Annotated in this window: 11 protein-coding genes, 1 tRNA gene and 1 pseudogene; all 13 read left to right on the forward strand. The window is 53.9% G+C overall.

Features of this window, described 5'->3' with window-relative positions; genetic code table 11:
* Nucleotides 1-139 precede the first annotated feature (139 nt).
* The 13 genes and pseudogenes from NB640_RS12230 to NB640_RS12290 all read left to right on the forward strand — a co-directional run bounded on the left by NB640_RS12230 (nucleotide 140) and on the right by NB640_RS12290 (nucleotide 13,301).
* Entirely contained in the window at nucleotides 140-958 is an 819-nt protein-coding gene (locus NB640_RS12230) for a TatD family hydrolase (protein ID WP_269308975.1), read from the forward strand.
* Nucleotides 958-3,399 (forward strand): DNA internalization-related competence protein ComEC/Rec2, encoded by a 2,442-nt coding sequence (locus NB640_RS12235; RefSeq protein WP_269308976.1) that lies wholly within the window; start codon nucleotides 958-960, stop codon nucleotides 3,397-3,399. The genes NB640_RS12230 and NB640_RS12235 overlap by 1 nt, the downstream gene beginning before the upstream one ends.
* A gap of 129 nt (nucleotides 3,400-3,528) precedes the next feature.
* Nucleotides 3,529-5,187: a CTP synthase gene (locus NB640_RS12240; protein WP_269310460.1), complete on the forward strand. Its 1,659-nt coding sequence runs from the start codon at nucleotides 3,529-3,531 to the stop codon at nucleotides 5,185-5,187.
* The gene (gene kdsA / locus NB640_RS12245) at nucleotides 5,184-6,038 is read left to right on the forward strand and encodes a 3-deoxy-8-phosphooctulonate synthase (protein ID WP_269308977.1); all 855 of its coding nucleotides are present in this window, start codon (nucleotides 5,184-5,186) and stop codon (nucleotides 6,036-6,038) included. Before NB640_RS12240 ends, kdsA begins: the two co-directional genes overlap by 4 nt.
* A 38-nt stretch (nucleotides 6,039-6,076) precedes the next feature.
* On the forward strand, nucleotides 6,077-7,360 hold the full coding sequence (eno, locus tag NB640_RS12250; protein WP_269308978.1) for a phosphopyruvate hydratase: 1,284 nt from the start codon (nucleotides 6,077-6,079) through the stop codon (nucleotides 7,358-7,360).
* A gap of 54 nt (nucleotides 7,361-7,414) precedes the next feature.
* Nucleotides 7,415-7,690: pseudogene (gene ftsB / locus NB640_RS12255) on the forward strand (cell division protein FtsB); the annotation flags it as partial.
* A 320-nt stretch (nucleotides 7,691-8,010) separates the two neighbouring features.
* Nucleotides 8,011-8,086, forward strand: a tRNA-Asn gene (locus NB640_RS12260).
* 300 nt (nucleotides 8,087-8,386) lie between these two features.
* Complete coding sequence (locus NB640_RS12265; protein ID WP_269308979.1) at nucleotides 8,387-10,798, forward strand: DNA-directed RNA polymerase; 2,412 nt, start codon at nucleotides 8,387-8,389, stop codon at nucleotides 10,796-10,798.
* A 207-nt stretch (nucleotides 10,799-11,005) separates the two neighbouring features.
* Entirely contained in the window at nucleotides 11,006-11,293 is a 288-nt protein-coding gene (locus NB640_RS12270) for a hypothetical protein (RefSeq protein WP_269308980.1), read from the forward strand.
* 163 nt (nucleotides 11,294-11,456) lie between these two features.
* Nucleotides 11,457-12,152: a hypothetical protein gene (locus NB640_RS12275; protein ID WP_269308981.1), complete on the forward strand. Its 696-nt coding sequence runs from the start codon at nucleotides 11,457-11,459 to the stop codon at nucleotides 12,150-12,152.
* Nucleotides 12,153-12,572 (forward strand): hypothetical protein, encoded by a 420-nt coding sequence (locus tag NB640_RS12280; protein ID WP_269308982.1) that lies wholly within the window; start codon nucleotides 12,153-12,155, stop codon nucleotides 12,570-12,572.
* Nucleotides 12,542-12,880, forward strand: a complete 339-nt coding sequence (locus NB640_RS12285) for a hypothetical protein (RefSeq protein ID WP_269308983.1) — start codon at nucleotides 12,542-12,544, stop codon at nucleotides 12,878-12,880. The genes NB640_RS12280 and NB640_RS12285 overlap by 31 nt, the downstream gene beginning before the upstream one ends.
* On the forward strand, nucleotides 12,867-13,301 hold the full coding sequence (locus tag NB640_RS12290) for an N-acetylmuramoyl-L-alanine amidase (RefSeq protein ID WP_269308984.1): 435 nt from the start codon (nucleotides 12,867-12,869) through the stop codon (nucleotides 13,299-13,301). The genes NB640_RS12285 and NB640_RS12290 overlap by 14 nt, the downstream gene beginning before the upstream one ends.
* Nucleotides 13,302-13,573 lie beyond the last annotated feature (272 nt).

Consider the following 13,573-nt stretch of genomic DNA (forward strand, 5'->3'; position numbering starts at 1 on the left):
ACGCCATGGCGGCTATGCTCCCATCCTGCCCAAGCCTTTCTTTTCCTGCCGCCGGACCACAATAAAAAAGCACGGGGCTTTTACCCGCATGGCAAAGCAGGAGTCCATGCGGTAAACTGTCATTACCTGATTGACCCGAATGCGACTGACCATGTGGACAGATACCCATTGCCATCTTAATGCGCTCGAACTGGCCGATGAATGCGACGCCATTGCCCGCCGTGCGGCGGATCTCAAGGTATCCCGTATCGTTATTCCTTCCATCGACAGGCAGGGTTTTGCCGACGTGCGCCAGTTGGCACACCGCCACCCCAATTGTGCCTATGCGCTGGGTATTCACCCGTCCTGCGTGGTGGACGCCACAGAAGATGATCTGAAAGCCATGCGCCTATTGCTGGAAGCGAGCCTTGCTGACCCGCAGTTTGTTGGTATCGGCGAGATTGGCCTGGATTTTTACAAACCCGAACGCAGGGAAGGGCCATTGCGGGAAAAACAGGAGCATTACTACGTGGAGCAACTGAAAATGGCGCGCGACCTCGGGTTGCCCGTGCTCCTGCACAGCCTGCGCGCCGTTGACATAGTCCTCAAATATCTCCGCCAGATCAAAACACCCGGCGGGGTTGCCCATGCTTTCAATGGCAGCCTCCAGCAGGCCCATGCCTTTATCGGGCTGGGTTTCATGCTGAGCTTTACCGGCACCTTTACCTATGAACGGGCGCAACATATGAGGCGGCTTGCCGTCGAGCTGCCGGAAGACGCCATCGTTATCGAAACCGATGCGCCCGACCTGCCACCCGCCTGGCTCGACAAACCCTTCAATACCCCGGAGGAGCTACCGCGTATTGGTGCCGAGCTGGCCGGGTTACGCGGCATCACACCTGAAGCGCTGGCTACGGCAACCACCGAAAATGCCCTCAAGGTCATGCCACGCCTTTCAAAGCTTCCCCTCAACGCCTGATGCGTGCAGCCATTGCCGGCTTTGCCCTGGGGGTCATCATCCTGCAACAGCAGGCCGACCTGGCTGGCTGGCCTGTGCTGCTCTTGCTGGCAGTAGCCAGCATCGGACTGATGGCTGCCTCCTTCTGGCAACGGCTTGCTGCTGACAGGGCTTCCCTCAAACGGCTGCTGCGTTTTCTTGCTGGTATCCTGTTCGGCTTTTTCTGGGCATCGGTCTTTGCACAGTATTATTTGTCTGATGAGTTGCCCGAATACCTCGAAGGCAAAAACATCATTGTTACCGGCACCATCGATAGCCTGCCAAAACTGGCAGAAACAGGCAAAAGCTTCCAGTTCAGTGTAGAGCGTGCCGAATTCAGCGGCCATCCGGTTACCGTTCCTGCCCGGCTCCTCCTTTCCTGGAGCAACACCTTCCAGCAAGATGATGCCGCCCCCATCCCTGATGTGCGGCCCGGTGCGCGCTGGCGGCTCAATGTCAGGTTGAAGCGTGGGCATGGCAGCGCCAATCCTGACGGATTTGATTACGAGATGTGGCTTTTGAAGCAGCATATCCGGGCCACCGGCTACGTGCGCCACGACACAAAAGAGGCGGTCAAAAACCGCGAACTCGCCCCCTTTGTCATGACACCCGGAAGCATCATCAACCGGGCCAGAAGCCGCCTGCGCGACCATATCCGCCATGCCTTGCCGGATGCGCGTTATGCCGGCGTCATCGTTGCGCTGGTGATTGGCGACCAGCAGGGGATAGCCACCTCTGACTGGGATGTATTCAACCGCACGGGGATATCCCACCTGGTGTCCATTTCCGGGCTGCATATTACCCTCATATCCGGTATGTTTGCGGGCCTTGTCTCGTTTCTGTGGCGGCGTTCCTTTTTTACCCGGGCGAAGTTGCCGCTTTTACTGCCTGCCCAGAAAGCCGCCGCCGTGGGAGGTGTCCTCATGGCGTGGGTCTATGTGCTCCTTGCCGGTTTTGGCGTACCGGCGCAGCGGACGCTCTACATGCTCATCGTCGTTGCCATTGCCCTCTGGATGGGGCGTCTTACCCGTGTTTCCCATGTCCTTTTTGCCGCCCTGGGAATCGTACTCTTTTTTGACCCCTGGGCTGTTCTTGCCCCCGGTTTCTGGCTTTCTTTTGGTGCAATCGGCTGCATCCTCTTTATCTCATCCGGTCGCAAGACCATCTTTCGCCAGGAAGTGCCAAAAAAAACACGCTGGATCTTTGCCCTGCAAAATGCCGCCCGTGTCCAGTTGGGCATCACCATTGGCCTTATCCCGCTGACACTCCTTTTCTTTGGCCGCATCTCGCTGATCAGTCCGCTGGCCAATGCCATTGCCATCCCCCTGGTTGGCACGGTGGTTACACCCATGGCGCTGTTGGGCAGCATCATGCCGTCCTTTCTTGCCCATTACCTCCTCGGCGTGGCGCATTACCTGGTTTCTCTATTGGCGATTGTTCTGGAATACTTCAGTGCCTTTTCCTTCGCTGTCTGGAGAGCCCCCATCCCTGAAACCTGGTTTTTCGTGGTGGCCTTAATGGGCACGATCTGGATGCTCGCGCCAAGAGGCTGGCCTGCCAGATGGCTGGGCCTGGCCTGCTGGGTGCCGCTCTTTCTTTCCCAGCCCTCCCATCCTCCAGGCGGGGAAGTGCAGGCCATTGCACTGGATGTGGGACAGGGCAGCGCCATCCTTGTCGAAACGGGCAACCACCGCCTCCTGTTCGACACCGGTCCGGCTTATACCGATGAAGTCAATGCCGGGTCACGGATCATTATCCCCTACCTGAATGCGCGGGGCATTACCTCGCTTGATGTCCTGGTCATTTCACATGGCGACATGGACCACGCAGGCGGCGCTGCATCACTTCTCACCGATCCGGAAATCACCGTGGGCAGCGTTTATTCCTCCTTAAAGCCCGACGATCCGCTGGTGGCGCTTGCCCGTGACCATCGCCCCTGCCTTGCGGGGCAGATGTGGGAATGGGATGGCGTGCAGTTTGAAATGCTGGGACCCACAATGGATATCCACCTGGCCCCCGAAGACAAAAACAAGTCCAACGCACTGAGCTGCGTCCTCAAGATCACCGCCGGCAGCCAGAGTATGCTCCTGCCGGGCGATATCGGTACACGGGAAGAATCCGGCCTGCTGTCTCGTGTGCCCGAAAAACTCAAAAGCGACATCCTGCTCGCGCCGCACCACGGCAGCAATACCTCTTCCTCCCTGCCGTTTCTCGCCACCGTCAAGCCATCCATCGCCATCTTCCAGATGGGTTACCGCAACCGGTACGGCCACCCAGACGACACCGTCTCTGCGCGGTACGATGTGCTGGGCATCAGGCGCATGCGCACAGACGAGGAGGGCGCCATCCTCATCCGGTTTGGAAAAAAAGTCGAAGCCGAAGGCTGGCGAAACGTGCGAAAACGCTACTGGTATGGCAGGTAAATCCATGATTTTCCGGTAAAAACGCGGTGCGTCGCCTCGCTGCAACATTGCGGCACAAAATACGCCGGGCACCATCGGAATTGGCGGATGATGCGTTATAATCTGGATTTCCACCGGCACTCATTTGTGATGACAAAATTTGTATTTGTTACTGGCGGCGTTGTATCATCCCTGGGCAAGGGGATTGCAGCCGCATCCCTCGCAGCGATTCTTGAATCGCGCGGCCTCAAAGTCACCATGCTCAAGCTCGATCCCTACATTAATGTGGATCCCGGCACCATGAGCCCGTTCCAGCACGGCGAAGTATTTGTCACCGATGATGGCGCGGAAACTGATCTCGATCTTGGCCACTACGAGCGCTTCATCTCGACCAAGATGCGCAAGATCAACAACTTCACCACCGGGCAGATATACGAGTCCGTCATCCGCAAGGAGCGGCGCGGCGAATATCTCGGCAAGACCGTCCAGGTCATTCCGCACATCACCAACGAGATACAAAGCTTCATTTACCGTGGTGCAGAAGGCTACGACGTTGCCATCGTCGAAATCGGCGGCACCGTGGGCGACATTGAATCCCTGCCGTTTCTGGAAGCCGCGAGGCAATTGAGTCTGAGAGCAGGCCGCAACATGGCCGCATTCATTCACCTGACACTCGTTCCCTTTATCGCGTCAGCAGGTGAACTCAAGACCAAGCCCACCCAGCACAGCGTGCAGAAACTGCGTGAAATCGGTATTTCACCCCATGCGCTCCTGTGCCGGGCAGATAGGCCCATTCCCGAAGACGAGCGCGCCAAGATATCGCTCTTTTCCAATGTGCCGAAAGATGCCGTCATCTCCGTATGGGATGTTGACACCATCTACAAGATCCCCAATCTCCTGCATAACCAGGGGCTGGATGCCATCATCTGCAAGGAGTTGAACCTTTCCCCGCCACCGGCAGACCTGACCGTGTGGAACAAGCTGGTCCACGCACTGGACAACCCTGAAAAAGAAGTCTCCATCTGCATGGTCGGCAAATACGTTGATCTCACCGAATCCTACAAGTCACTGATCGAGGCATTGTGCCATGCCGGTATCCATACCAACAGCCGGGTCAATATCGATTTCCTGGACTCCGAAGAGATCGAGGAAAAGGGCACCGCTGGCCTGCTGGAAAAATACGACGCCATCCTCGTGCCCGGCGGCTTTGGTTCACGCGGTGTGGAAGGCAAGATCCAGGCGGCACAGTATGCTCGCGAACACAAAATCCCCTACCTGGGCATCTGCCTGGGTATGCAGGTAGCGCTCATTGAATACGCCCGCAATGTGGCTGGCCTCAAAAACGCCAACTCCACCGAATTTGCGCCCGATACCGAGCAACCCGTTGTCGCACTGATCACCGAATGGCAAAACCAGGATGGCAAAATAGAGCAGCGTGACAAAGAATCCGAACTGGGTGGCACCATGCGCCTCGGTGCACAGACCTGTGCAATCGAGCCGGGTACCCTGGCGTCCGAGATATACGGCAATGTCGTGACAGAACGCCATCGCCACCGGTACGAAGCCAACAACCATTACCTCGACCGCATCAAGGGCGCCGGACTCGTTGTCTCAGCCTGTACGCCCAATGAAAAGCTGTGCGAAATCATGGAGCTGCCCAAGAGTGCGCATCCCTGGTACATGGGCGTGCAGTACCATCCCGAATTCAAGTCAACGCCACGTGAAGGCCACCCGCTCTTTATCGCTTTTGTTAAAGCAGCATTGAAGCACAAAGAAACGCAACACAACGTACAAGAAAGGGCAGCATGAAACTCTGCGGCTTTGATACAGGGCTGAATCAGCCCTTTTTCCTCATTGCGGGCCCGTGTGTCATCGAATCACACCAGCTCGCCATCGACACCGCCGGCGCACTGACCGAAATGACAAAGCGCCTGGGCATACCATTCATCTACAAATCATCCTACGACAAGGCCAACCGCTCCTCCTCATCCTCCTTCCGGGGGCCGGGAATAGAGAAGGGGCTGGAAATCCTGGCGGATGTCAGAAAACAGTTCAATGTGCCGGTCATCACCGACGTCCACAGCGAAGATGAAATCATCCCCGCAGCCAACGTCGTCGATGTCATCCAGACACCGGCTTTCCTGTGCCGCCAGACCGATTTCATCCAGGCATGCGCCAGGAGCGGCAAGCCGGTCAACATCAAAAAGGGCCAGTTCCTCGCACCGGACGACATGCTCAATGTCGTGGCAAAAGCCCGGGAAGCCGCCAAAGAGGCAGGGGTATCCGAAGACAATTTCCTTGTCTGCGAAAGAGGCGCATCCTTCGGGTACAACAACCTGGTCTCCGACATGCGTTCACTTGCCATGATGCGAAAGACCGGCTGCCCGGTTGTATTTGACGCGACCCATTCCGTGCAATTGCCCGGCGGGCTTGGCACCTCCTCTGGAGGCCAGCGCGAATTTGTACCTGTTTTGGCACGTGCAGCGGTTTCTGTCGGCATATCCGGGCTTTTCATGGAAACCCATCCCAACCCTGCAGAAGCCAAATCCGATGGCCCCAACGCCGTGCCGCTTGACCGGATGGAAGAACTCCTGGCCACACTTGTCGAGATCGATCGTGCTGTCAAGAAAGCCGGCTTTCTCGAATTTGATTTTGCATAAACCACCAACCCGACGTTTTATTCAATAAAGGAACCATCATGAGTGCTATCGTAGACATCATCGGGCGTGAAATCATCGATTCTCGCGGCAATCCGACGGTAGAATGCGACGTGTTGCTCGAATCCGGAGTCATGGGTCGCGCAGCCGTACCGTCCGGCGCTTCCACAGGATCGCGCGAAGCCATCGAACTGCGTGACGGCGATGCCAGCCGCTACATGGGCAAGGGCGTACTCACCGCCATCGAACATATCAATACCGAGATCGCCGAAGCAATCATCGGGCTGGATGCCAGCGAACAGGCTTTCCTTGACCGGACACTGATTGACCTGGACGGTACCGAAAACAAGAGCCGCCTTGGCGCCAACGCCACGCTGGCTGTCTCCATGGCCGTTGCCAAGGCAGCAGCCGAAGAGGCCGGTCTGCCGCTTTACCGTTACTTTGGCGGCTCCGGCGTCATGCAGATGCCTGTGCCCATGATGAACGTCATCAATGGCGGGATGCACGCGGACAACAACCTCGACATCCAGGAATTCATGATTATCCCTGTCGGCGCGCCCAGCTTCCGGGAAGCCGTGCGCTATGGCGCGGAAGTCTTCCATACCCTGCGAAAAATCCTGCACGACCGCGGCCTCAATACCAACGTCGGAGACGAAGGCGGCTTTGCCCCATCCGTTGCCCACCATGAAGAAGCCATCCAGCTCATCATACAGGCCATCCAGCAGGCAGGCTACGAGCCGGGCACCCAGATCGCCCTGGGCCTGGACTGCGCCGCCAGCGAATTCTACAAGGATGGCCGCTACAACCTCTCCGGGGAAGGACTTTCCCTTTCCGCCGCCGACTTTACCAACCTGCTTGAAACCTGGTGCGACAAGTATCCCATCATCTCCATCGAAGACGCGATGGCAGAAAGCGACTGGGAAGGCTGGGCAATACTCACCAAAGCGCTGGGAAAAAAAGTCCAGCTTGTGGGAGATGACCTCTTTGTCACCAACACCAAGATCCTGCGTGAAGGCATCAGCAAGGGTATTGCCAATTCCATCCTCATCAAGATCAACCAGATCGGCACGCTGACCGAAACCTTCGCTGCCATCGAAATGGCCAAGCGGGCAGGCTACACCGCTGTTATCTCGCACCGTTCGGGCGAAACCGAGGATTCCACCATCGCTGACATTGCAGTCGGTACCAATGCCCTGCAGATCAAGACCGGCTCCATGTCACGCTCTGACCGCATGGCAAAATACAACCAGTTGCTGCGCATAGAAGAAGACCTCGGCGAGATCGCCAGCTATCCCGGTAAAAACGCCTACTACAACCTGAAATAAACCTTCCAGACTGCCGGTATATTACCGGCAGTCTGGTATGAAGCCGCCCGAACAATGCGTCTGATTACCATTGTCCTTGCCGTATTGCTGTTGCTCATCCAGTACCCGCTGTGGATGGGCAAGGGCGGCTTTTTCCGTGCGCGCGAGCTTTCCCTGCAACTGGAGGCCGCACAGGAAAAAAACGAGGACTACCGCCTGCGCAACGCCAAGCTGGCTTCCGAGGTGCGTGATCTTGAAGTCGGTACCGAAGCCATAGAAGAGCGCGCCCGCTTTGAACTGGGCATGATCAAACGGGATGAAATCTTTATCCAGGTGATCGACACCTCCAAATTCCCCGGCAAGGGCAAGCCCGTAGAGGGCGATCTGGCCCTGCCAATCGCAAAACCCGAAGCCGCGCCCACAGACACAAAGCCGGCCACGCAGGAGGCGACCAACCCTGCGCCAGCACAAAGCCAGCCCGCAGGGCAGACAACCACTTCCAAACCATCCGCACAGGCTGCACCCGCACAAAAACCCGCTGCCAATTCGTCTGCGGGCACAGCAAACAAGCCTACAGCAAATACAAAGCCGAAATGACCGCAAAAAACGCAAAATAAGTCTGAGATTTATTTGACATCGGCCCAGAGCATGCTTATAATCTTCTTCTTTATTCCCTGATAGCTCAGTTGGTAGAGCGACGGACTGTTAATCCGCAGGTCCCTGGTTCGAGCCCAGGTCGGGGAGCCAAAACAAAACAAAGGGTTACCTGAGTTTGTGTCTGGTTTAGTTTTCTTCAAGAGACTAATTGTGACTCAAACTGTGACAAAGATAGTAAAAGGTATCCCTTTAGAAACAACTTTAGGAGCTCTAGGCACCATGCCCAGGGCTCCTTTTCTTTTGCCTAAACGGCCTTCATTTTTAGGCCTCTGTAGTTAGCCCAGCCGGAAGCTACAGAGGACCGACTTCCGTTTTATTTGTTCTATGCCAACCGGCAGGGTTCCCTGTGGCTTCTTCTTTTTGTTTTTATTTCAAACGATTGGAGAAATCATGGAAGAGTTGAACAAAGCCCAGCGCGATCTTGAAGAAGATATTGTGAAAATGGGTGTTGACCGTTATCGGGCAATGACCACCAAGAGAGCAGCTGCGGATTTACCTCCGGGGATGCGGCTGGTTCGTAGGGCTGTTGAACCACTGGCAGACCGGATACAGCGAGACAAAGAACGTGTCTTGGCTGGGACACCCCTAAAGAGCTCCACCGTTTTCTACTTTCTGGATCAGTTTGAGCCTGACATGCTTGCTTATGTTACAGCCCGGACTATTATCAGCAGCTTCCACAGGTTCCCAGCACTGACTTCCTTAGCCAAGGAAATCGGTAGAACCCTTGAGAACGCTGTCAACTATGACCGGCTTAAAGAAGAACACCCGGGAATCTACAGGGTGCTCCTTAAGCGGCTTGCGAAGTCCCCCCATGAAGGCCACCGACACTTGGTCTTTAAGCGGTACCTGAAGAACTTTGAGATTAAGACTGTGAAGTGGGGAGCCTCAGAGACAACCAAAGTGGGGACTTATCTCATTGACTGTTTCATAGAAGAAACCGGCTTTGCTTATCTCAAGGCAATGGGACAAGGAAAGGGCAGCGATAGGCCATACTTTGTCTGCCCAGAGCCATCTGTAGCTGAGTGGCTTCAGGAAGCCCATGGCCGCTGTGAGCTGCTCCACCCATTCCACATGCCCATGATAGCCAAGCCGCTGGAGTGGTCTACTCCGTATAACGGAGGGTATTACACAGAGGCCCTGAAGTATCCCCTTATTAAAACAGCCAATAAGAACTACCTTCAGGAGCTGGAGTGGGTAGAAATGCCGATGGTTTATAAGGCCATCAATGCTCTTCAGAACACCCCATGGAAGATCAATAGGCCAGTCTTAAGGGTTATTGAGGAGTGCTGGCAAGCTGGAATGAGGGTGGGTAAGCTCCCCTCCAGTAATTTCCTTGAGACCCCAGCTAAGGCTCATGACCCTGATAAAGACCAAGAAGCTCACAAGGGCTGGAGGAGGGAGGCCGCCAAGGTCCATGATTTTAATTACAGGACAACAAGTAAACGTGTCATAGCGGCCCAGCGGATTGCCATAGCCCGTAAGTTTCATGATACTGACAGGTTTTATTTCCCACACTCCCTTGATACACGGGGAAGAGCCTACCCAGTTTCTTCTGTGCTGACTCCACAGGGGGATGATGTATCAAAAGCCCTCCTCACTTTTGCTGATGCTAAACCCTTGGGGACCAACGGACAGTATTGGCTCTATATGCATGGTGCCAACTGCTTCGGGGTAGATAAGGTGGCCTTTGATGACCGCATTACGTGGGTCCAGGAACACCATGAGCACATCCTTGACTCAGCTTTAAACCCGCTTGATGGTTCCCGCTTCTGGACTGAAGCTGATGATCCTTTCCAGTTCCTTGCGTTCTCTTTTGTTTATCTGGGGCTGGAGCTTCACCTTAAGGCCGGTGGTAGGCCAGAGGAATATCAGAGTGACCTTCCGGTGTCCCTTGATGGCTCCTGTAACGGCCTTCAGAACTTCTCTGCCATGCTGTTGGATGAGGTTGGAGGTAAGGCCACTAATCTGGTTCCTTCAGCTGTCCCTAGCGATTTATATGGGGAGGTGGCTAAGGTAACTAACGAGCTGGTGAAACAGGATGCTGAGAACGGGATCTTGCTTGGCATGAAGTGGGAAGGGAATGTGACCAGACAGCTGGTTAAGCGTAACACCATGACAGTGCCCTACGCAGTCACCTTAAATGGCATGAAGAAACAGCTCATGAAAGAGTTTAGTGATGCTGCTGATGGGGAAGCATCCGAGAATGACTGGGATGATGCTTCATACCTTGCAGAGCACAATCATGAGGCCATTGGCCGTGTTGTAGTGGCCGCAAGGAGGGCAATGGAGTGGCTTCGTAAGTCTGCCCAGGTAGCAGCTTCCAATGGCTTGCCGGTTCAGTGGGTAACTCCAGCTGGTCTACAGGTTCTTCAGTATTACAAGAAGATGAAGGGGGTAAGGACTCGTATGACAATCAATGGCCGTGAGCTGAAGCTTACCCTCCGCTTTGAGACAGAAGTGCTGGACACCCGGAAGCAGTCTCTGGGGATTGCACCTAACTTTGTGCACAGCCTGGACGCAGCACACATGCAAAGGACCGTATGTCATTGTGCTGATGAAGGGGTGGAGCACTTCAGTATGATCCATGATTCCTTTGGGACCCATGCAGGATCAGTAGACATTCTTTCGTACCAGTTAAGGAGGGCCTTTGTTGAGCAGTATTCAGGGGATGTCCTGGCTGACTTCAAAGCACAGCTTGAAACACAGCTCCCGGAGAAGGCCGCTAAGAAACTCCCTGAGCTGCCACCAAAGGGAAATCTTGATCTGTCACAGGTCATGGATAGCTTGTACTTTTTTGCCTAATAGTTCCGCTCGGTAAACTAATTTAATGGAAAAGGCACCCAAGGGGACCCTAAAGAGGTACAGCCCAGCCATTAAAACTTAGGAGGCCAAGATGAAACCACAGCAGAAGAAACAACGGAACCAAAAGGAAAGAAAAGCGAGAACAACTGGCCGGTATGGACATGCTCCAGCCGGTTGGTTTTCTTTTGAGGCACGGGCAAGACACCCGTGGATGTCAACCAACAAAAAGGATTGATGAACAGAGACTCTTTAAACATGGTTAGGCCGCCTGAGGTTGTTACAGCGGCTTATTCCCTTATCAACACCATTCAAAACATCCCAAAGCATGATGCCGTTCATGCGCTTTCGCTCCTGATGAGGGAGGTGTCCAGCATGTTAGGGGTTCCTGTAGGAGAGCTCCTTAACAGGGCAGATCGAATTGTGGGGGACCTTAACACACACTACCACTCAGAGATAAGGGCTCTGAGGGAGTACATCAAAAATGAAATGAGGTGACCTGTGAGGATAGACCTGGAGAGGCTTCTTAGCAGGGCCAAGTTTTATTGGAGTCACGGGGAGCCTCTCCCTGTTGATATTCACACCAACCTTCTTGGACTAGGCGTAGATGTTTCAGCGGCTGAGGAGGAGTACCACCAACGAAAGGAAAACACACAAACACATGGGCAATAAAAAAGTTAAGTATGAAAAAGTCACAACGCCTGAAGGTGATTTCAGCTACCCAAAGCTGGGCGAGCCGGACACCAAGTTTAAATCTCAAGGGGAGTATTCAGTAACCCTTGTGCTCCCTTCAGATGTCGCTCAGCCACTCATTGAAAAAGTTGACGCTGTAGCTCAACAATCGTTTGAGGATGCCAAGGCCGAGCTTGAAAAGCAGCTTGAGGCTGAGAAAGATGGGAAGAAGAAAGGTCCCATGAAGAAACGTTTGGAGAGCCTTAAGCTGGCTTCTCCGGCTTATAAAGATTGTTACGATGATGATGGCAATCCTAATGGGAACATTGCCTTCCGATTCAAGATGAACGCTTCTTATCAGAACCGGAAAACTCAGGCCACCGTTACACAGCGTCCCAAAATCTTTGATGCTAAGGGTGTTGAGCTTAAGAACCCTCCAGACATCTGGGGAGGAACCAGAGGCTGTGTTGCTGGACAGATTTCCCCATACTATGTGCCAGGAACAGGGGAGGCTGGAGCATCCCTGAAGCTGTCTGCTGTTCAGATCATTGCCCTTAGCAATGGGTCCTCTGGAGGCGCATCTTCATACGGCTTTGGAGTGAAAGACGGCTACGAAGCTGAGGACGATGAGCCACCTACAGCGGCTCCCATGAGTGACCCCTCAGATGAGGACATCGACTTCTAAGTGGCAACTGGAAGAAACTTTAAATACCTGCGGGGGCGAGCTAATGGCTACAGGTCTGGACTAGAAGAAAGACTGGACGAGCAGCTCAAGGCCGCAGGTATTGATGCCAAGTATGAGGGAGGGAAACTTGAGTACACCTCCCCGCCACAAAAACACACCTATACATGGGACTTCCAGCTCCCTAATGGGATCATCATTGAATCAAAAGGCTGGCTTCAAATTGAGGATCGCAAAAAGCACCTCCTGATAAAGGCCCAGCATCCTGAGCTAGACATCCGCTTCGTTTTCCAACGTTCAGCAGCTCCTATTTATAAGGGTAGTCCAACTACTTATGCCAAGTGGTGTGAGAAGAATGGGTTCCTGTATGCAGACAAGGAGATACCAGCGGCTTGGCTCAAAGAGAAAAAGAAAGGAAAGTAATGTGTAATTTCACACTTGTAGGGGAACCAAGACAGGTGTTTCGTAAATCAGAGGAGCACATTCAGGTAATCCCTATGCAGGTTCCTGTGGCCGGTCAGCGGAAGAACTTCCACAACGCTGATGTATGTATAGCCCTCCATGAAGTTGACCTGACAGACGCTACAGGCTATGTGGAGGTGAGCCAGCTTTCGGACCCAGCAGAGCGTGTGCTGATGTGGCTGAACAGCTCAGACGCTAAGCAGCTCTCGGACTACTTTGGAGAGCTCTCCAACCACCTTAAGAACGCTGAGGCTTGTGCGAAAGATTAACCACATAGTCATTCATTGCTCCGCTACGCGCCCGTCCCAGGACACTTCTGCTGCTGATATTGATCGTATGCATAGGGGGCGAGGCTGGCTTGGTATTGGATACCACTACGTTATTAAAAGAGATGGCACCGTTGAAACAGGTAGGCCACTTGAAAAGCCCGGTGCCCACGTAGAAGGCCACAACGCTTACTCCATTGGTATTTGTCTGTCGGGTGGCGTAGCGGAGGATGGAAAGACTCCAGAAATGAACTACACCAAGAAGCAGTTCAATGCTCTTGAGGACATTATGTCAGAGCTTACCCAAAGATTCCCTAAGGCTGAAGTGCTGGGCCATAGGGACTTCAAGGGCGTAAAGAAAGCCTGTCCATGCTTTGATGTCCGGGAGTGGTTCTCAACTTTGAAAGGGCCAAAGAAAAACTAAAGGGACCGCTTCTGGTCCCCTTTAGTCCACATTAAATGTAGTCCAAAACAGCCTGAACGATGGTCGCCAGTGCTGTTATGAATTGCCAATCAACATGTATTTCAACATTAAATTTTAAGACCCCTTCTCAAGTGGTAGTAATGCAGCGGAACGGGTACTAGCCGCTCCTTTGCACAGAGCATGGCACACCTTACGTGTACCTCCTGAACATCTGGCAGATACAGCCTGCCAGCATCCACTAGTCCTACAAGAAAAGGGGTCGAAAGTATCGG

The sequence above is a fragment of the Oxalobacter vibrioformis genome, assembly GCF_027118995.1.
Classification (GTDB): Bacteria; Pseudomonadota; Gammaproteobacteria; order Burkholderiales; family Burkholderiaceae_D; genus Oxalobacter; species Oxalobacter vibrioformis.

What these genes read in the sequence shown, in the direction of transcription:
- eno (WP_269308978.1), top strand. Translation starts at nt 6,077, where the DNA reads ATGAGTGCTATCGTAGACATCATCGGGCGTGAAATCATCGATTCTCGC.
- NB640_RS12235 (WP_269308976.1), top strand. Translation starts at nt 958, where the DNA reads ATGCGTGCAGCCATTGCCGGCTTTGCCCTGGGGGTCATCATCCTGCAA.
- kdsA (WP_269308977.1), top strand. Translation starts at nt 5,184, where the DNA reads ATGAAACTCTGCGGCTTTGATACAGGGCTGAATCAGCCCTTTTTCCTC.
- NB640_RS12240 (WP_269310460.1), top strand. Translation starts at nt 3,529, where the DNA reads ATGACAAAATTTGTATTTGTTACTGGCGGCGTTGTATCATCCCTGGGC.
- NB640_RS12230 (WP_269308975.1), top strand. Translation starts at nt 140, where the DNA reads ATGCGACTGACCATGTGGACAGATACCCATTGCCATCTTAATGCGCTC.
- NB640_RS12265 (WP_269308979.1), top strand. Translation starts at nt 8,387, where the DNA reads ATGGAAGAGTTGAACAAAGCCCAGCGCGATCTTGAAGAAGATATTGTG.
- NB640_RS12275 (WP_269308981.1), top strand. Translation starts at nt 11,457, where the DNA reads ATGGGCAATAAAAAAGTTAAGTATGAAAAAGTCACAACGCCTGAAGGT.